Consider the following 17,782-nt stretch of genomic DNA (forward strand, 5'->3'; position numbering starts at 1 on the left):
CATCCGTGGTGCGGGATGTTCAATAGTTGAAAGACTTGACCAGCAACAGGTCGCCGATGGCCCGCATGGGCACGATGAAGGTCTCGCGTTTCTCATCGACGGTGTTTTCGTTAAGGATCAGGTTGATCTGCGAGGTGATCACTTCGTTCTGGTTGCTGCGTTCATCGAAGTTGTAGCCGCCACTGCCTAAGTTGCCCCAGTAGTTGACGTAGATCAGGTAGGTACCGCGCAGCGGCGCGGTCATGGTGAACATCTCCGGCCCCGGGCCGTCGACCCCGTCCGGGTCCAGGCCGCCGCCATTGGTCAGGCCCGGATGGCCGAAGAACGCATGCTGGCCGTCGGGCGTGATGATATGCATGTCCAGCTCGGCCTTGGGATCGTCCCAGCCGAGCACCACGCGGATACGCGGCGGGGTCTTGTTCGGGTTGGACTCGTAGAACTGCACGCGCTTGAGCGACTTGCCCTCGGAGCTGCGCACTTCGACGCTGTTGGAACCGGCACCGAAGGCGTAGGGCCGGCCGAAGCGCCCTTGTTCGTCGGTGTAGAGATTGAGCGGGTTACCGTTGACCGACAGGCTGTGGGGCTGGCGCAAATGACCAATGGCCTTGAGCTGGCCTTCGATCATGGTGCGGTTGCGCTGGATGCCACGATCGATGGGCGGTGTCGGGTAGGCCACGCGGTCCTGTTCGGTGCGGTCGAGCAAGCCGGAGTAGCGCCAGCCGCCCAGGGGCTCCTGCAATTCGGCCGAAGGTTCGGCCCGTGCACCAGCGGACACCAGCAGGGTCAACAAGAGGAAGGATAGAGCGCGCATGTATTGCGTCCTGCCATGCATGGGAAAACCCTGGCGCCAGATCCTCGGCGCGGCTGCGAAACATTCGGAAGGTCGCCCGACGATAATAGGGCGTTGAAAGGGCGCAGATTATCGATTTGCCGTGTGTTGCACAATTGGGGAAAAGGGATTTTGCGAGGGAGTAGGCATCGGCCTGGAGGCCGCGCCGTTCGTGCCATTACGGTGATATCACCGCCCGCAGGCCAGGAGCAATTCCGCAGGTCCTGCGCCCCTCCCGCTCATTGCTGTCTATGCTGCCGTTGCGCCACCGCCAACAAGTTTCATCAAGGTTTAACGCAGATGATCCCCGGCGGATTTTGATGGCACGCGCACTGGCGATCCAGAGCTTCAGCGGGCGCTTCTCATTTGCCCGAAAACCCGCTGTCTGCTAGTGTCGCGCCGGTTTAACGTCACCCGGGATAGCCGCCATGGCCCGCAAAAAAGCTGCCTTAGATTTCGAACAATCCCTCGCCGACCTGCAAACCCTGGTCGAGCGTCTGGAGAACGGCGAGCTGTCGCTGGAAGACTCGTTGACCGCCTTCGAACAGGGTATCGGCCTGACCCGTGATTGCCAGGCGGCCCTGGCCCAGGCCGAACAGAAGGTACAGGTACTGCTGGAGCGCGATGGCGAGCTGGCGGAACAGCCCTTCGATGCGGAACAGCCAGAATGATCGCCACCTACCAGGCCAGCAGCCAGGCCCGCGTCGACGCGGCGCTACAGTCGCTGTTCAACGCCCCCAGCCCCGAGTTGGCCCGCCTCTATGAGGCCATGCGCTACAGCGTGATGAATGGCGGCAAGCGCGTCCGCCCACTGCTGGCCTACGCCGCCTGCGAAGCCCTGGGCGGCAAGCCGGAACAGGCCAACGGCGCGGCCTGCGCGGTGGAGCTGATCCACGCCTACTCCCTGGTGCACGACGACCTGCCAGCCATGGACGATGACGATCTGCGTCGCGGCCAGCCCACTACCCACAAGGCTTTCGATGAAGCCTGCGCGATCCTCGCCGGCGACGGCCTACAGAGCCTGGCCTTCAGTGCCCTGCTGGACCCGCGCCTGAGCGACGCCAACGCCGAGATCCGCCTGCGCATGGTCACGACCCTGGCCCAGGCCGCAGGCCCGGCGGGCATGGTCGGCGGCCAGGCCATCGACCTGGGCTCGGTGGGGCTCAAGCTCGACCAGAAGGCCCTGGAATACATGCACCGGCACAAGACCGGCGCCCTGATCGAGGCCAGCGTCATCCTGGGCGCCCTGGCCAGCGGTCTTGCCGAGAAAGACGAACTCAAGGCCTTGCAAGCCTATGCCCAGGCTATTGGCCTGGCATTCCAGGTCCAGGACGACATTCTCGACGTCGAGAGCGATACCGCGACCCTGGGCAAGCGCCAGGGCGCCGACATTGCCCGGGACAAGCCGACCTACCCGGCATTGCTGGGCCTGGAAGCCGCCAAGGCCTATGCCATGGAACTGCGTGACCAGGCGCTGCATGCACTGCGGCCGTTTGACGCAGCAGCCGAACCCTTGCGCGAACTGGCCCGGTATATCGTCGCGCGCCGCAACTGACCGACGGCGGTTCACAGGACCGCATATCGGCCAAGTTCGGTGCTCTGCGTGGGCAGCTTGCGATGCATAAGGTAAACTGCCGCCTCTTTCTACACCTATAACGATTCGCCTGATGCCCACGACGTTTCATGAGATTCCCCGCAAACGCCCGAGCACACCGCTGCTCGATCGTGCCCAGACGCCGGACGGCCTGCGCCGGTTAGGCGAAGCCGAGCTGGAAACCCTGGCCGATGAATTGCGCCTGGAACTGCTCTATTCGGTCGGCCAGACCGGTGGGCATTTCGGTGCCGGCCTCGGCGTCATCGAGCTGACCATCGCCCTGCACTACGTCTTCGATACCCCGGACGACCGGCTGGTATGGGACGTGGGCCACCAGGCGTATCCACACAAGATCCTCACCGGTCGCCGCGAACAGATGGGCACCTTGCGCCAGAAAGACGGCCTCGCGGCCTTCCCCCGGCGTTCGGAGAGCGAATACGACACCTTCGGCGTCGGCCACTCCAGCACCTCCATCAGCGCCGCCCTGGGCATGGCCATCGCCGCTCGCCTGCAGAACAGCGAGCGCAAGGCCATCGCGGTGATCGGCGACGGTGCCCTGACCGCGGGCATGGCCTTCGAGGCCCTGAACCACGCGCCGGAAGTGGACGCCAACATGCTGGTGATCCTCAACGACAACGACATGTCGATCTCGCGCAATGTCGGCGGCCTGTCCAACTACCTGGCCAAGATCCTCTCCAGCCGCACCTACGCCAGCATGCGCGAAGGCAGCAAGAAAGTGCTGTCGCGCCTGCCCGGCGCCTGGGAAATCGCCCGCCGCACCGAAGAGTACGCCAAGGGCATGCTGGTCCCCGGCACCTTGTTCGAAGAGCTGGGCTGGAACTACATCGGCCCGATCGACGGCCACGACCTGCCGACCCTGATCGCCACCCTGCGCAACATGCGCGACCTCAAGGGCCCGCAGTTCCTGCACGTGGTGACCAAGAAGGGCAAGGGCTTCGCTCCGGCAGAAGTCGACCCCATCGGCTACCACGCCATCACCAAGCTCGAGCCCCTGGACGCTCCGGCCAGTGCGCCGAAGAAAGCCGGCGGACCGAAGTATTCCGGCGTGTTCGGCGAATGGCTGTGCGACATGGCAGCCGCCGATTCGCGCCTGGTGGGCATCACTCCGGCCATGAAGGAAGGCTCGGACCTGGTGACCTTCAGCGAACGCTTCCCGCTGCGCTACTTCGACGTGGCGATTGCCGAGCAGCACGCGGTGACCCTGGCGGCCGGCATGGCCTGCGAAGGCGCCAAGCCGGTGGTGGCGATCTACTCGACCTTCCTGCAGCGCGGCTACGACCAGCTGGTGCATGACGTCGCGGTGCAGAACCTCGACGTCCTGTTCGCCATCGACCGCGCCGGCCTGGTGGGCGAAGACGGCCCGACCCACGCCGGCAGCTTCGATTTATCCTACCTGCGCTGCATTCCCGGCATGGTGGTGATGACCCCGAGCGACGAGAACGAACTGCGCAAGATGCTCAGCACCGGCCACCTGTACAACGGTCCGGCAGCGGTGCGCTACCCACGCGGCACCGGCCCCAATGCGCCGATCGACAAGGACCTGGAACCGATCGAGATCGGCAAGGGCCTGGTCCGTCGCCAGGGCAAGCAAGTAGCGCTGCTGGTATTCGGCGTGCAAATGGCCGAAGCGTTGAAAGTGGCCGAGAGGCTCGACGCCACGGTGGTCGACATGCGCTTCGTCAAGCCGCTGGACGAAGCCCTGGTGCGCGAGATCGCCGGTAACCACGAGCTGCTGGTGACCATCGAGGAAAACGCCATCATGGGCGGCGCTGGCAGTGCGGTCAGCGAGTTCCTGGCCCAGGAAGGCTTGCTCAAGCAGGTCCTGCACCTGGGCCTGCCGGACACCTACGTCGAGCATGCCAAGCCGGCGCAGATGCTCGCCGAGTGCGGCCTCGACGAAGCCGGCATCGAAGCCTCGATCCGCCAACGCCTGCAACTGCTGGGCCTGGCGTAAGCTGTAGCGCCCCATGCTGAGCGCCCGCCACGCGGGCGCCAGCTTCTCCCCATCCACGGCCCATCACCTCCTGCGGCCGAACCCGCGCCGTGCGAAAAGGAGCAGCCATGAAACTCTCCCGCCTTGCCCTGCCCCTGTTCCTGCTGTCCGGTGGCGAACTGCTGGCCGACACCTCCGAGCGCGATCAGGCCCTGAAACTGCCGGACACCCTGATCAGCGCCAACCGCCAGGTACAGGCGCGCAACGACAGCAGCGCGGCGAACACGGTGTTCACCCGAGAGGACATCGATCGCCTGCAACCCACCAGCCTGACCGACCTGCTGCAACGGGTTCCCGGGGTGCAGGTTGCCCAGACGGGTGGCCGCTCGAGCCTGCCAGGTGTTTACATCCGCGGCACCAATTCGTCCCAGAGCCTGGTCCTGGTGGATGGCCAACGCATCGGTAGCTCCTCCAGCGGTGACAGCAACCTGCAATTCATCAATGTCGAGCAGATCGAACGCGTAGAAGTGCTGCGCGGCTCACGCTCGGCGATCTACGGCAGCGACGCCATTGGCGGGGTGATCCAGATCTTCACCCGGCGCGGCATCCAGCAGGGACTGCAAGGCAGGATGCACCTGGGCTTTGGCAGCAACCAGACCTGGCAACGCAGCCTGGGGCTATCCGGCGGCGACCAGCAGACCCGCTTCAGCCTCGGTGCCAGCCTGGATGAAACCGCCGGGATCGATTCGACCCGGGAGTCCTACCCCAGCGACGACGACCATGACGCCTATCGGAACCAGTCGTTGAGCCTGAGTTTGAGCCATGCCTTCGACGACGATCTGGAAGTGGGGCTGAACCTGCTGGATAACCGTGGTCGCAGCCAGTACGACAGTCCTTTCGGCTATTTCGACATGGCCACTAACAATACCTATCAACAGCAGCCCCATACCGATTTCACGGTCAGCAGCATCAGCAGCTTCATCGACGCCCGTCTCAACGACAGCTGGAAGTCACGCCTGGAACTGGGCCATGCCGAGAATCGTGACGCCAAGCGCGACAAGCTCACCGTGGAACGCAGCACCTTCAATACCTATCGCGACTCGCTGAACTGGCAGAACGACCTGAGTCTGGACGAACGCAACAGCCTGATCCTCGGCGCCGATTGGTATGAGGATCGGCTCAATACCAGCGCGACCTACGGCGAGGACAGCCGCTGGAATCGTGCAGCGTTCATCCAGCACCGCTTCCGTGGCGACAACTTCTCCACGGAGTTGGGCCTGCGCCACGACCGTAACCAGCAATTCGGCAGCCAGAACACCTGGAGCGGAAGCCTCACCGTGCCAGTGAACCCGGACAACGACCTGCTGTTGTCCTACAGCGAAGGCTTTCGGGCTCCGACCTTCACAGATCTGTATTACCCAAACAGCAGCAACCCACAGCTCAAGCCAGAACACTCCAAGAGCTATGAACTACAGTGGCGTAGCCAACTGACCCCAGATAGCCGCCTGGAAGCTTCTCTTTATCGCATCGATCTCAAGGACGCGATCATCTACAACACCAGTGCACGGCGACCAGAAAACATCGGTTCGGCACGGATCAATGGCCTGGAAACGGCCCTGAAACAGGAATGGTTCGGCTGGCAGACCAGCGCAGGCGTCGCCATCATCGATCCACGCAATCGCCAGAGCGGAGAACAACTAGCACGCCGGGCCAAGCGCACCCTGAACCTGGATCTGGACCGTCAGTTCGAGCGGCTGGCATTCGGCGCCAGCTGGCAACTGGTGAGCAGCAGCCGTGAAAATCGCTTCGAACAGAAGCAGGCACGGCTTGGCGGCTATGGCTTGTTCGGCCTGCGCAGCAGTTGGGCAGTCAACCAGGAGCTCAAGCTGGACCTGAAGCTCGACAATGTCTTCGACAAGTCCTACTCACGGGCGCTCTACAGCTACCAGGGCAGTAACTATGGCTACCGCGAAGAAGGCCGGACCTGGATGCTCGGCGTGACCTGGACCCCTGAGCTGTAAAGCTTGCTCAGCGCTCGGGCGCAATCAAGCCGCACAGCTTGGCCACTGCGCCGACCATCTGCCCGCTGGGCCGCTCCAGGCCCTTGTCCGTCACCAGCAACAAGCGCCCCTGCTCGACCGCGGCGATCTGCGGCCAGGCCTTCCAGGCATCCAATTGCCCCTGGGCCGTGGCGAGGATCGCCTGCGGGTTGCGCTGCAGCACCGATTCGATGCTGACCTGGGGTGCCGGCAGCGGTTGATCGGCAAATACATTGCGCGCCCCGCAGACCGCCAGGGCGTCGCTGATGATCTGGCCACCACCCACCGTGTACAGCGGACGATCCCAGACCTGGTAGAACACCCGCAGGGGCGACTCGCGCCGATAGCGCTGGCGCAGTTGCGCAAGTTGCTGGTCCAACTGGGCCGCCAATACCTGGCCGGCTTGCGCTCGTCCCAGGCGCTGGCCGATCTCGGCGACCTGGGCGGTCAGTTGCGCAAGGTCATGGGGTTCGGCAACCAGGGTGGGAATGCCCAGGCGCGCCAATTGCTCCTTCTGGGCCGGGCCGACACTGCCCGGCCAGAGCAGCAGCAAGTCCGGCCGCAGGCTCAGCAAGCGTTCGATGTCCAGCTGGCCATAGCGCCCTACCGAAGGCAGGTCCTTGAGTGGCGCCGGGCGCTCGCCGGCATCCAGCACACCCACCAGCAGATCGGCGGCGCCCAGTTCGACGACGATTTCCGAAAGCGATGGCGCCAGGCTGACGACCCGCTCGACGGCCAGCGCCTGGCCGCACAGAACCAGCAGCAAGACGACCAGCCAACGCTGCATCAACCGAGCTGGCGCGGGATGCGGTAGAGGTAGAACAGCACCGCCGTGGACAGGGCCAGGAGCATCAGCGGCACGGCTTCAAGGCCGACGAATACTGCCAGGGCACCGATCCAGGCCGGCAATGCCGCCACCAGCAAGGCGGTGCGCCGCCGCGCCGCCAGGTCGATCCAGGCCGCTGGTTCTTCCGGGGTATCGAGGGCTTTCTGGGTGGCGATCAAACCATGCTTGTAGGCGCCGAAAAAGCGCAGGCTGACGAACATCGACGCCACCCCGGCGATGAAGAACGGCATCGCCAGCACCGGCAGGATCGGCTCGCCCTGGCCAAATACAGCGTTGAGCACGAACAGCGGCAGCAGCGCCAACGCCAGGTATTGCCACCAGCTGACGGCCAGGCGGCGTCTCACTTGGCCCCGGGTCACGCGCGGTCGACCTCGCCCTGGTGCTCGTTGCCCATCATATGGTCGAGCTTGCTGGCCTTGGTCGCCAGGTACAGCTTGTTGTGCGGGTTGTGGCCGGTGTGCAGCGGCACGCGCTCGGCGACCTGGATGCCCATCTCGGTCAGGGCCTTGACCTTGCGCGGGTTGTTGGTCATCAGGCGCAGGGCCTTGACGCCCAGATGCTCGAGCATCGGCAGGCACATGGCGTAGTCGCGCTGGTCGGCGGCGAACCCCAGGCGCTCGTTGGCCTCCACGGTATCGGCACCGCCGTCCTGCAGCTCATAGGCGCGGATCTTGTTCAGCAGGCCGATGCCGCGACCTTCCTGGCGCAGGTACAGCAGTACCCCGCGACCTTCACGGGCAATCGCCCGCAAGGCGGCTTCGAGCTGCGAGCCGCAGTCGCAACGCTGGCTGAACAGGGCATCGCCGGTCAGGCATTCGGAGTGCAAGCGACCGAGCACCGGCGCGCCGTCGGCGATATCGCCCAGGCTGAGCACCACGTGCTCGCGACCGGTGGCTTCGTCGAGGAAACCGTGCATGGTGAATTGCGCAAAGGGGGTGGGCAGCTTGGAAGCGGCAACAAAAACAACGGGCACTGTTGTGCTCCTGATCTGTATGGGGACTGGAGATTCGCAGAGGCGGCATTGTAACAGCAGCCTCCACTGGGCGCTTAGGCTGAATTATCGTGGATAAAGATCGATAAGTTTGATCAACGGACCGCCGGCCGCGCGTTTCCATCAAAGGGATAAGGCTGCTTCCAGTGCTGGAAGATGGGCCGCAAGCCGCCACTCTTCACCAACTGCTCCATGCGCTGGTCGTACAGGGCCAGCAGGGCGCGGCCCCGGGGCGTGTCGGCGAACCCCAGGTACAACGGCAGCTCCGCCAGGTGCGAACACCTGAAGCGGCTCGGATCCTCGGCCTGCCCGAGCACATACTCGACCTCGGTCTGGCCGTCGATGTAGTAGTCGGCACGGCCGTAGAGCAGCATCGGCAGGATGCCGACCCGGCGGCGGATCTCGTTGTAGCGACGGACATTGGGCAGGTAGTCCTCGTACTTGTAGCCGCGCACCCAGACCAGCCGGTAGTTGCCCAGGCTCGCCAGGGTCAGCTCGGGACTGCTGGCCAGGCCCAAGGCATAGACGTGGTCATTGTCGTAGTTCCAGCGCGGATAGAGCACACCCGGGGACTCGTTGCGATAGGCGCCGGCCTGGGCATCCACCTCGCCACGCTGCACCAGCCCGACCGAACGGGTATAGGGCATGCTGTGGCGTTCCACTGCCACTCCCTGGGGCTCGAACACCTCCCGCAGGATGTCCCAGGACAGTCCCTGGCCATCGGCCTCGCTGTACTGGCTCCACTCTTCGCTGGCGATCCGGATGAACCCCGGCGCTACGGAAGGCTCGCCGGCCCAGGCATCACAGCTACAGACAACCAGTACGACCAGCAGCGCGCGACAGACACCCATGCCTTGCCCCTCAGCCCAAGCACCACACCAACCCCTGCATCGCCAGCCAGGCGAACACGCCGGCCAGGATATCATCGAGCATGATGCCGACGCCGCCGTGGACATGCCGGTCGACCCAGCGAATCGGCCAGGGCTTGAGGATGTCGAAGAAGCGGAACATCAGGAACCCCGCCAGCAGCCATTGCCAGCCTTCGGGCACCAGCCACAGGGTGATCCACATGCCGACCATTTCGTCCCAGACGATGCCCTCGTGGTCATGCACACGCAGGTCGTCGGCCACCTTGCCGCAGAGCCAGAAGCCGAACAGCATGGTGACACCGAGCATCAGCCAGTAGCCCCAGTCCGGCAGCATCTGCCACAACGGGATAAAGGGTAGCGCAACCAGCGAACCCCAGGTGCCCGGGGCCTTGGGCATGGTGCCCGAACCGAAACCGAAGGCGAGGAAGTGCCAGGGATTGCGCCAGACCGACGGCGGTACGAATTCCGCCGGGACCTGCTTGGGATGATCTGTCACGGTGTCTCCGGAAAGTGTTGGTAGCCCCGGATGCCTGGGGTGATGTCCTGCCCGCCGGCATCCAGCAGCGCCACGCCCTGCCCGGCCACCACCTGCCCCACCACCTGCAGCGGCCAGCCGGCTGCCTGCAGCGGTGCCAGCTCTGCGGCAGGCAAGGTGAAGGCCAGCACATAGTCGTCGCCGCCACTCAAGGCCGCGGCGCGCGCGCCCTCAAGGCCGAGAAAGTCCACCAGGGGCCTGGACAGTGGCAGCTTCTCCAACTCCACCTGCAACCTCACTGCGGAGGCGGCGGCGATATGCCCACAATCGGCGAGCAGCCCATCGGAGATGTCCAGGGCCGCCGTGGCCTTGCCGCGCAGGGCCTGGCCCAGGGCCAGTTGTGGATGCGGCGACCAATAGTGAGCCAGCAGCGGATCGGCCACCTCGGGTTCGGCACGGCGCTGGCCCAGCACCAGTGGCAAGGCGCCGGCAGCATTGCCCAGCGGGCCGCCGACACACAGCAAGTCGCCAGGCCGGGCACCGCTGCGGGTCAGGGCCTGGCCTGCGGGCACGCGACCGAATACGGTGACGGTCAGGGTCAGTGGGCCGCGGGTGGTGTCGCCACCGATCAGGCGCACGGCGCAATCCTGGGCCATGGCATTCAGGCCACGGGCATAGGCCGCGAGCCAGTCGGCGCTCACCGTCGGCAGGGTCAGGGCAAGGGTGAAGGCCAGCGGCGTGGCGCCCATGGCGGCCAGGTCGCTGACGGCCACCGCCAGGGAGCGTTGGCCAAGAAGAAACGGCTCGCAGGGATCGGCGAAATGCACGCCCGCCACCAGGGTGTCGGTGGAAATCGCCAACTGCTCGCCAGAAGCAACCGCCAGCAGGGCACAGTCATCGCCGATCCCCAGGGCAACGCCCTCGCCGCCCTGCGCACAAGGCGCGGCAGCGAAGAAGTTACGGATCAGTTCAAACTCGCCCATGGCAGCTGCAAGCGCGGATCAGCGCTTGAACGCCTTCACTTCTGCTGCGCGCAGGCGTGGGGCCAGCTTGTCGAGGACGCCGTTGACGAACTTGTGGCCATCGGTGGAGCCGAAGACCTTGGCCAACTCGATACCCTCGTTGATCACCACGCGGTACGGCACGTCGACACGCTTGAGCAGCTCCCAGGTGGACAGGCGCAGGACCGCCAACTCCACAGGGTCCAGCTCGTCGATGGCCAGGTCCAGGCAAGGTACGAGGGCGTTGTCGATCTCGTTCTTGCTGGCCGGGACCCCGTGCAGGATCTCCCGGAAGTACGCACCGTCGATGTCGGTGAAATCGTTGTCGACCCGGAACTGCGCTTCGATCTCGTTCAGCGAGTGCTTGGCCATGTGCCATTGGTACAGCGCCTGGGTCGCGAGCTGGCGGGCCTCGCGACGCTTGGCGCTCTTGGATGGCTTGCCGGCGTTGGCAGGCTTGGGATCGCGCGGGTTGAAACGATCGCTATCGTCGCTAATCACTTGGCCTCCAACTGCGCCAGCAGGCTGACCATTTCCAGGGCGGACAAGGCAGCTTCAGCCCCTTTGTTGCCGGCCTTGGTGCCGGAACGCTCGATGGCTTGTTCGATCGAGTCGACAGTCAGTACGCCGAAGGCCACTGGTACGCCGAACTCCATGGACACCTGGGCCAGGCCCTTGGTGCATTCGCCAGCCACGTATTCGAAGTGCGGGGTGCCGCCACGAATGACCGCGCCCAGGGCGATGATCGCCGCGTACTCGCCCTTCTGCGCGACCTTCTGGGTCACCAGGGGAATCTCGAAGGCGCCAGGCGCGCGGATGATGGTGATGTCGCTTTCGCTCACGCCGTGGCGGACCAGGGCGTCAACCGCGCCGCTGACCAGGCTTTCGACGACGAAGCTGTTGAAGCGGCCGACCACCAGGGCATAGCGGCCTTTAGGGGCGATGAAGGTACCTTCGATGGTCTTCAGGGTCATTCGACAAATCTCTTAAAGAGCTGGAGCGTGTCTAGTACACGCTCCTGAGTGATGTTTGAACCGCGAATTTCAAGCTGGCAACGACCGGCTTTTATTCGGAGGGCACGTATTCTACAACTTCCAGGTCGAAACCGGATATCGCGTTGAACTTCATCGGCGCACTCATCAGGCGCATCTTGCGCACGCCCAGGTCACGCAGGATCTGCGAACCGGCACCGACGATGCTGTAGGTGGTCGGTTGTTTCTTCACCGGCTGGCGCTCGGCGGTCTCGCGGATATGCGCCAGCAGTTCGTCGCCATCCAGCGGATGGCCCAGCAGCAGCACCACGCCGCTACCGGCCTCGGCCACGGTGGCCATGGCCGCCCGCAGGCTCCAGCGCCCGGGCTGCTTGACCATCAGCAGGTCGCGCAGCGGATCCATGTTGTGCACCCGCACCAGGGTCGGCTGTTCGGCGCAGATCTCGCCCAGGGTCAGGGCCATGTGCACATCGCCCTCCACGGAATCACGATAGGTCACCAGGTTGAACTGGCCCAGTTCGCTGTCCAGGGGCTGCTCGGCAATCCGCTGAACGGTACGTTCGTGGATCATCCGATAGTGGATCAGGTCGGCGATGGTGCCGATCTTGATGTCGTGCTCGGCGGCGAAGGCTTCCAGTTCGGCGCGACGGGACATGGTGCCGTCGTCGTTCATCACTTCGCAGATCACCCCGCTAGGCTCGAAACCGGCCATGCGCGCCAGGTCGCAAGCCGCTTCGGTGTGGCCGGCGCGGGCCAGGGTACCGCCAGGCTGGGCCATCAGCGGGAAGATGTGGCCCGGGCTGACGATGTCCTCGGCCTTGGCGTCCTTGGCCGCCGCCGCTTGCACGGTGCGCGCGCGGTCGGCAGCGGAGATGCCGGTGGTCACGCCTTCGGTGGCCTCGATGGACACGGTGAACTTGGTGCCGAAGCCGCTACCGTTGCGTGGCGACATCAATGGCAACTTGAGCAGCTCGCAACGCTCGCGGCTCATGGGCATGCAGATCAAGCCACGGGCGTGCTTGGCCATGAAGTTGATGTGTTCGGCCTTGCAGCACTCGGCGGCCATGATCACGTCGCCTTCGTTCTCGCGGTCTTCGTCATCCATGAGGATGACCATCTTGCCTTGGCGGATGTCTTCGACCAGTTCTTCGATGCTGTTGAGCGCCACTCGGCACCCCCCTTCTTTCAAAATTTGAGGTTCAGGATTTGAGATAGCCGTTGGCGGCCAGGAAGCTTTCGGTGATGGTGCTGCCCGTGGCCTCGGCGGCCTTGTCGCCCAGCAGCAGGCGCTCCAGGTAGCGCGCCAGCAGGTCGACCTCGAGGTTGACCTGACGGCCTGGCCGGTATTCGGCCATGATGGTTTCGGCCAATGTGTGGGGCACGATGGTCAGCTCGAATTCGGCGCCGTTCACTGCGTTGACCGTCAGACTGGTGCCGTCGACGGTGATCGAGCCCTTGTGGGCGATGTACTTGGCCAGCTCCTTGGGCGCACGGATGCGGAACTGGATGGCCCGGGCATTCTCCTCCCGCGCCACCACCTCGCCGACGCCATCCACGTGACCGCTGACCAGGTGGCCACCCAGGCGAGTGGTCGGAGTCAGGGCCTTCTCCAGGTTGACCCGGCTGCCGGCCTTCAACTGGTTGAAGGCGGTGCAGTCCAGGGTCTCGCGGCTGACATCGGCCCAGAAACCGTCGCCAGGCAATTCCACCGCGGTCAGGCAGACGCCGTTCACCGCGATGCTGTCGCCCAGCTTGACGTCGGCCAGGTCAAGCTTGCCGGTTTCTACATAGACCCGCACATCTCCGCCTTTTGGGGTCAATGCGCGAATGCTGCCGATGGATTCGATGATGCCGGTGAACATGGAGTCCTCCTCGAGAACAGGGCCGCCGGGTAGGCGAAAGTCGGGAATTATACGCTCGCTGACGGGGCGGGAATGGCAGTGACTCGCCAGTCATCGCCAACCGCGCGCATTTCAATGATCTTGAGCATAGGAGCCTCGCTCATCTGCTCCAGCGGCCAGTCGAGCAAGGGCCGGGCCGAGGAGCCAAGGAACTTGCCGGCGACGAAGATCTGGTACTCGTCCACCAGCCCCTGGCGGGCAAAGGCCCCGGCCAGGCGCGGCCCGGCTTCCACCAGCACTTCGTTGACACCTCGGGCCGCCAGCTCCTCGAGCAGGCGCCGCAGGTCCACCTGGCCATCGGCACCGGGCACGATCAGGCATTCGGGGCCGTTGGCATATTGCTCCTCCACCGCGACACAGGTCGCCACCAGGGCCGGACCCGCCTTGAAGAACGGCGCATCCAGCGGCACTCGCAGGCGCCCATCGACCAGCACCCTTAGCGGCGGCCGGCCCATGGCCAGGGCCGTCTGCTCGGCGTCCAGCCCCAGCTCGGCAGCACGCACCGTCAGCCGGGCACCATCGGCCAGCACGGTATCGGCGCCAGTCAGCACCACGCTGGACTCGGCCCGCAGGCGCTGCACCGCCGAACGTGCGGCAGGGCCGGTGATCCATTGGCTTTCGCCGCTGGCCATGGCGGTACGCCCGTCGAGGCTCATCGCCAGCTTGACCCGCACATAAGGCAGGCCATGCTCCATGCGCTTGAGGAAACCCTTGTTGATCGCCCGCGCCTCGCCCTCCAGCACTCCGCTATGCACGACGATGCCGGCCTCGGCCAGGCGTCCCATGCCGCGTCCGGCGACTTGCGGATTGGGGTCCTGCATCGCCGCGACCACCCGCGCCACTCCGGCGCCGACCAGGGCATCGGCGCACGGTGGCGTACGCCCGTGATGACTGCAGGGCTCCAGGGTCACGTAGGCGGTGGCGCCACGGGCCTGGTCCCCGGCCGCGCGCAGTGCATGCACTTCGGCATGGGGCTCGCCGGCACGCACATGCCAGCCCTCGCCCACCACCTGGCCGTCGCGCACGATGACGCAACCGACACGGGGATTGGGATGGGTGGTGTAGCGGCCCTTGCGTGCCAGCTCCAGCGCGCGAGCCATGTAGTGGGCGTCGAGTACCGCCTGCTCCGCGGACTGGCTCATTGCTTGGCCGGCTCGCGGGCGAGGCGGTCGATCTCTTCGCGGAACTCGTCGAGGTCCTGGAAGCGCCGGTAGACCGAAGCGAAGCGGATATAGGCGACTTCATCGAGCTTTTGCAGCTCGCCCATCACCAGCTCACCCACGACCAGCGACTTGACCTCGCGCTCGCCGGTGGCCCGCAGCTTGTGCTTGATGTGCGCCAGCGCCGCTTCCAGGCGCTCGACGCTCACCGGGCGTTTTTCCAGGGCGCGCTGCATACCCGCGCGCAGTTTGTCTTCGTCGAAGGGCTGGCGGCTGCCATCGGTCTTGATCAGACGCGGCATCACCAGTTCGGCGGTTTCGAAAGTGGTGAAACGTTCACCACAGGCCAGGCATTCACGCCGGCGACGGACCTGTTCGCCCTCGGCGACCAGTCGCGAGTCGATGACCTTGGTGTCGTTGGCACCGCAGAAGGGACAGTGCATGGTGGCAGGCAACAAAAAAAGGGAGGGCCATGGTAGCGCATCCCACTGGCAAGACAAGCCATAGCCTTTACGGTATACAGACCGACTATTATGTTTCGCACATGGAAATCTGCCTCGTTGGAGCTTCAAATGCCCCTCAGACCGCTCGTTTTGCTCAGCCTCGTCAGCCTTCTGGTCGCCTGTAGCAGCGATGCGCCGAAGCCCGCGGCCAACACTCCCGCCAAGCCCCAGGCCGTGCAGAACACCCAGGAACCTCTGGACCTCGGCCCCCTGCCGGCCTACCAGCGGGAGTTGAGCGGCAGCCTCAATGGCGTACCAGCGGGGGCCAATGTCGAGCTGGCGCTGCTGGTGATCGATGAACGCGGCCGCCCCCAGCGCCTGTTGGCCAGCAGCAACCTGACCGGCACCGACCGGGTCCTGCCGTTTCGCCTGCGCTTCGCCCCCGAGGCCTTCCCCGCGGGCGCCCGGGTCGAACTGCGCGGCCGCGCCAGCCAGTCCGGGCAGTTGATCCTGCACCTGCCGGCACAACGCATCGACCAACCCACCACCCAGGCCCTGGGCCAACTGCAATTCGTCAAAGCCCCATGACGCCACCGCTCGAACTGCAAGCGGCACTTGGCGAACTGCTGGGGGACGCGCAACTGGTGGCCTGCGAACTGCCCGAGACCGAACTGCGACTGTGGCTGATCGATGATCGCAACATGGACCGCGCCTTCACCCCCGAAGAAACCCGACGCATCCTCCACGAACCGCCCTACTGGAGCTTCTGCTGGGCCAGTGGCCTGGCCCTGGCTCGCTACCTGGCCGAGCATCCGCATTGGGTGCGGGGCAAGCGCGTGCTGGACTTCGGCGCGGGCTCCGGGGTGGCGGCGATTGCCGCAGCCAGGGCCGGAGCGCTGGAGGTGGTGGCCTGCGACCTCGACCCACTGGCCCTGGCCGCCTGCCGGGCCAACGCCGAGCTCAATGGGGTGGAGTTGGGCTACAGCGCCGACTTCTTCAGCGAGGCTGATCGCTTCGACCTGATCCTGGTGGCCGACGTGCTCTACGACCGCGCCAACCTGCCGTTGCTGGACGAATTCCTCAGCCGTGGTCAGCAGGCCCTGGTGGCGGATTCTCGGGTCAGGGACTTCCAGCATCCCTTGTACCAGCGCCTGGAAATGCTCAAGGCCCTGACCCTGCCCGACCTGGCCGAACCCTGGGAGTTTCGCAACGTGAGCCTGTACCACGCACAGCGTCCCGCCAGCGCCAGCATGGCTGCGCCGGCGATGGCGATCTCCCCCGGGCAAGCTTTATAGTGACGCCATTCCCGCTTATTCGAGATACCCCATGAGTCAGGACACGCCGTACATCTTCGATGCCAGCACCGCCGATTTCGACCAGTCGGTAATCGAGAACTCCTTCCACAAGCCGGTCCTGGTGGACTTCTGGGCCGAGTGGTGCGCGCCGTGCAAGGCACTGATGCCGATGTTGCAGCAGATCGCCGAGAGCTATCAGGGCGAGCTGCTGCTGGCCAAGGTCAACTGCGATATCGAGCAGGACATCGTCGCCCGCTTCGGCATTCGCAGCCTGCCGACCGTGGTGCTGTTCAAGGATGGCCAGCCGGTGGATGGCTTCGCCGGCGCCCAGCCGGAGTCGGCGATCCGGGCCATGCTCGAGCCCCATGTACAGATGCCGCCACCCTCTGCGGCCGATCCGCTGGAGCAGGCCGAGACGCTGTTCGGCGAAGGTCGCTTCGGTGACGCCGAAGCGGCGCTCAAGGCCCTGCTGGTCGAAGACAACAGCAATGCCAAGGCCCTGATCCTCTATGCCCGGTGCCTGGCCGAGCGCGGTGAACTGGGCGAGGCCCAGACCGTGCTCGATGCGGTCAAGAGCGATGAGCACAAGGCGGCCCTGGCCGGCGCCAAGGCGCAGATCACCTTCCTCAAGCAGGCGGCGTCCCTGCCGGATGCCGCCGACCTGAAGGCGCGCCTGGCCAAGGATCCCCAGGACGACGAGGCGGCGTACCAGCTGGCGATCCAGCAACTGTCCCGCCAGCAGTACGAGGCGGCCCTGGACGCCCTGCTCAAGCTGTTCATGCGCAACCGCAGCTACAACGAAGGGATCGCCCACAAGACCTTGCTGCAAGTCTTCGACCTGCTGGGCAACGATCATCCATTGGTGACCACCTACCGGCGCAAGCTGTTCGCCGCGCTGTACTGATCGCCCCGGGGCCGGACTGCCACAGCTCAGCTTGGCAGGCCGGCCGCCTTCAGCCCCTCACGATACCCAGCTGTAGATCGGCGTATCCGCGCCGCTGACGACCTTGACCTGGGCGCAATGGCGCAGGCGCACCAACAGCCGCTTGCCCGCCGCCGCGCTACCGGCCAGACCTTCCAGTTGTTCCAGCAACTCCGGCCCGCTGAGCTGGCCAGCCTGGCGCAGCAGGTCCTGGGCGGTCTGCCACAAGGTATCGTCCTGGCTCGGCGGTTTGCTGGCTACTCCGGCCGACGCCGGCTGGGCCGGTTGGGCGGCCTGCAACTGCGCGCCCAACTGTCCTGCCAACTGGGCCCAGTCGCCTGCGTCCAGCTCCAGGGTCAAATCCACCGGCAAGTCGCCGATGCTTCCACGAATCCGCAACATCGCTGTGCTCCCGAAAATTTCTGACGAGCATGCTCCCACGCGTCTTGCGCAACGCCAAGCGGGCGGTC

General features: G+C 65.1%; 21 protein-coding genes. 7 read left to right on the forward strand and 14 right to left on the reverse strand.

Translation table 11 applies throughout. The features are described 5' to 3' along the window. Positions 1 to 19 precede the first annotated feature (19 nt). On the reverse strand, positions 20 to 811 hold the full coding sequence (locus C4K40_RS27850; RefSeq protein ID WP_053134870.1) for a YfaP family protein: 792 nt from the start codon (positions 809 to 811) through the stop codon (positions 20 to 22). Positions 812 to 1,257: 446 nt separating this feature from the next. Between C4K40_RS27850 and C4K40_RS27855 the strand changes: the two genes are divergently transcribed. From C4K40_RS27855 to C4K40_RS27870, 4 genes are all read left to right on the forward strand, one after another. Then, positions 1,258 to 1,500 (forward strand): exodeoxyribonuclease VII small subunit, encoded by a 243-nt coding sequence (locus tag C4K40_RS27855; protein ID WP_022641260.1) that lies wholly within the window; start codon positions 1,258 to 1,260, stop codon positions 1,498 to 1,500. After that, positions 1,497 to 2,384, forward strand: coding sequence for a (2E,6E)-farnesyl diphosphate synthase (ispA, locus tag C4K40_RS27860; protein ID WP_053134874.1), 888 nt, complete (start codon positions 1,497 to 1,499; stop codon positions 2,382 to 2,384). The genes C4K40_RS27855 and ispA overlap by 4 nt, the downstream gene beginning before the upstream one ends. Before the next feature lie 112 nt (positions 2,385 to 2,496). Beyond that, the gene (gene dxs / locus C4K40_RS27865) at positions 2,497 to 4,398 is read left to right on the forward strand and encodes a 1-deoxy-D-xylulose-5-phosphate synthase (RefSeq protein ID WP_022641262.1); all 1,902 of its coding nucleotides are present in this window, start codon (positions 2,497 to 2,499) and stop codon (positions 4,396 to 4,398) included. Positions 4,399 to 4,505: 107 nt separating this feature from the next. Next, positions 4,506 to 6,398 carry a TonB-dependent receptor domain-containing protein gene (locus tag C4K40_RS27870; RefSeq protein ID WP_053134877.1) on the forward strand — a complete coding sequence of 631 codons (1,893 nt, stop codon included), beginning with the start codon at positions 4,506 to 4,508 and terminating at the stop codon, positions 6,396 to 6,398. Between the two features lie 7 nt (positions 6,399 to 6,405). Here the strand turns inward: C4K40_RS27870 and C4K40_RS27875 are convergent, their stop codons facing one another. The 12 genes from C4K40_RS27875 to nrdR all read right to left on the reverse strand — a co-directional run bounded on the left by C4K40_RS27875 (position 6,406) and on the right by nrdR (position 15,095). After that, a complete protein-coding gene (locus C4K40_RS27875; RefSeq protein WP_053134880.1) occupies positions 6,406 to 7,203 on the reverse strand; it encodes a cobalamin-binding protein in 798 nt (265 codons plus the stop codon). Then, positions 7,203 to 7,622 (reverse strand): hypothetical protein, encoded by a 420-nt coding sequence (locus C4K40_RS27880; protein WP_022641265.1) that lies wholly within the window; start codon positions 7,620 to 7,622, stop codon positions 7,203 to 7,205. Before C4K40_RS27880 ends, C4K40_RS27875 begins: the two co-directional genes overlap by 1 nt. After that, positions 7,619 to 8,236, reverse strand: a complete 618-nt coding sequence (gene ribA / locus C4K40_RS27885; protein WP_022641266.1) for a GTP cyclohydrolase II — start codon at positions 8,234 to 8,236, stop codon at positions 7,619 to 7,621. Before ribA ends, C4K40_RS27880 begins: the two co-directional genes overlap by 4 nt. A 113-nt stretch (positions 8,237 to 8,349) precedes the next feature. Next, positions 8,350 to 9,105 (reverse strand): ABC transporter substrate-binding protein, encoded by a 756-nt coding sequence (locus C4K40_RS27890; protein WP_022641267.1) that lies wholly within the window; start codon positions 9,103 to 9,105, stop codon positions 8,350 to 8,352. Positions 9,106 to 9,115: 10 nt separating this feature from the next. Then, positions 9,116 to 9,619, reverse strand: coding sequence for a phosphatidylglycerophosphatase A (locus tag C4K40_RS27895; protein ID WP_022641268.1), 504 nt, complete (start codon positions 9,617 to 9,619; stop codon positions 9,116 to 9,118). Continuing rightward, the gene (thiL, locus tag C4K40_RS27900; protein ID WP_053134882.1) at positions 9,616 to 10,581 is read right to left on the reverse strand and encodes a thiamine-phosphate kinase; all 966 of its coding nucleotides are present in this window, start codon (positions 10,579 to 10,581) and stop codon (positions 9,616 to 9,618) included. Before thiL ends, C4K40_RS27895 begins: the two co-directional genes overlap by 4 nt. An 18-nt stretch (positions 10,582 to 10,599) precedes the next feature. Continuing rightward, the gene (gene nusB / locus C4K40_RS27905) at positions 10,600 to 11,100 is read right to left on the reverse strand and encodes a transcription antitermination factor NusB (RefSeq protein ID WP_022641270.1); all 501 of its coding nucleotides are present in this window, start codon (positions 11,098 to 11,100) and stop codon (positions 10,600 to 10,602) included. Continuing rightward, complete coding sequence (ribE, locus tag C4K40_RS27910; RefSeq protein ID WP_022641271.1) at positions 11,097 to 11,573, reverse strand: 6,7-dimethyl-8-ribityllumazine synthase; 477 nt, start codon at positions 11,571 to 11,573, stop codon at positions 11,097 to 11,099. The genes nusB and ribE overlap by 4 nt, the downstream gene beginning before the upstream one ends. 91 nt (positions 11,574 to 11,664) lie before the next feature. After that, complete coding sequence (ribBA, locus tag C4K40_RS27915; RefSeq protein WP_022641272.1) at positions 11,665 to 12,759, reverse strand: bifunctional 3,4-dihydroxy-2-butanone-4-phosphate synthase/GTP cyclohydrolase II; 1,095 nt, start codon at positions 12,757 to 12,759, stop codon at positions 11,665 to 11,667. Between the two features lie 31 nt (positions 12,760 to 12,790). Beyond that, on the reverse strand, positions 12,791 to 13,453 hold the full coding sequence (locus C4K40_RS27920) for a riboflavin synthase (protein ID WP_053134885.1): 663 nt from the start codon (positions 13,451 to 13,453) through the stop codon (positions 12,791 to 12,793). Positions 13,454 to 13,500: 47 nt separating this feature from the next. Beyond that, complete coding sequence (gene ribD, locus C4K40_RS27925) at positions 13,501 to 14,634, reverse strand: bifunctional diaminohydroxyphosphoribosylaminopyrimidine deaminase/5-amino-6-(5-phosphoribosylamino)uracil reductase RibD (protein ID WP_053134889.1); 1,134 nt, start codon at positions 14,632 to 14,634, stop codon at positions 13,501 to 13,503. After that, positions 14,631 to 15,095 (reverse strand): transcriptional regulator NrdR, encoded by a 465-nt coding sequence (gene nrdR / locus C4K40_RS27930; RefSeq protein ID WP_031320603.1) that lies wholly within the window; start codon positions 15,093 to 15,095, stop codon positions 14,631 to 14,633. Before nrdR ends, ribD begins: the two co-directional genes overlap by 4 nt. 129 nt (positions 15,096 to 15,224) lie before the next feature. Between nrdR and C4K40_RS27935 the strand changes: the two genes are divergently transcribed. Genes C4K40_RS27935 through trxA form a run of 3 tightly spaced genes read left to right on the forward strand, consistent with a single transcriptional unit; the run spans position 15,225 to position 17,294 of the window. Continuing rightward, a complete protein-coding gene (locus C4K40_RS27935; protein WP_031320604.1) occupies positions 15,225 to 15,683 on the forward strand; it encodes a hypothetical protein in 459 nt (152 codons plus the stop codon). Beyond that, positions 15,680 to 16,390 carry a methyltransferase gene (locus C4K40_RS27940; protein ID WP_022641277.1) on the forward strand — a complete coding sequence of 237 codons (711 nt, stop codon included), beginning with the start codon at positions 15,680 to 15,682 and terminating at the stop codon, positions 16,388 to 16,390. Before C4K40_RS27935 ends, C4K40_RS27940 begins: the two co-directional genes overlap by 4 nt. A 31-nt stretch (positions 16,391 to 16,421) precedes the next feature. After that, positions 16,422 to 17,294 carry a thioredoxin gene (gene trxA, locus C4K40_RS27945; protein WP_053134892.1) on the forward strand — a complete coding sequence of 291 codons (873 nt, stop codon included), beginning with the start codon at positions 16,422 to 16,424 and terminating at the stop codon, positions 17,292 to 17,294. 57 nt (positions 17,295 to 17,351) lie between these two features. On the opposite strand, the gene C4K40_RS27950 is transcribed toward trxA, so the two are convergent. Continuing rightward, positions 17,352 to 17,714 carry a hypothetical protein gene (locus C4K40_RS27950; protein WP_022641279.1) on the reverse strand — a complete coding sequence of 121 codons (363 nt, stop codon included), beginning with the start codon at positions 17,712 to 17,714 and terminating at the stop codon, positions 17,352 to 17,354. Positions 17,715 to 17,782 lie beyond the last annotated feature (68 nt).

Origin of the sequence: Pseudomonas sp. CMR5c (assembly GCF_003850545.1) — a bacterium.
GTDB classification, from domain to species: domain Bacteria; phylum Pseudomonadota; class Gammaproteobacteria; order Pseudomonadales; family Pseudomonadaceae; genus Aquipseudomonas; species Aquipseudomonas piscis.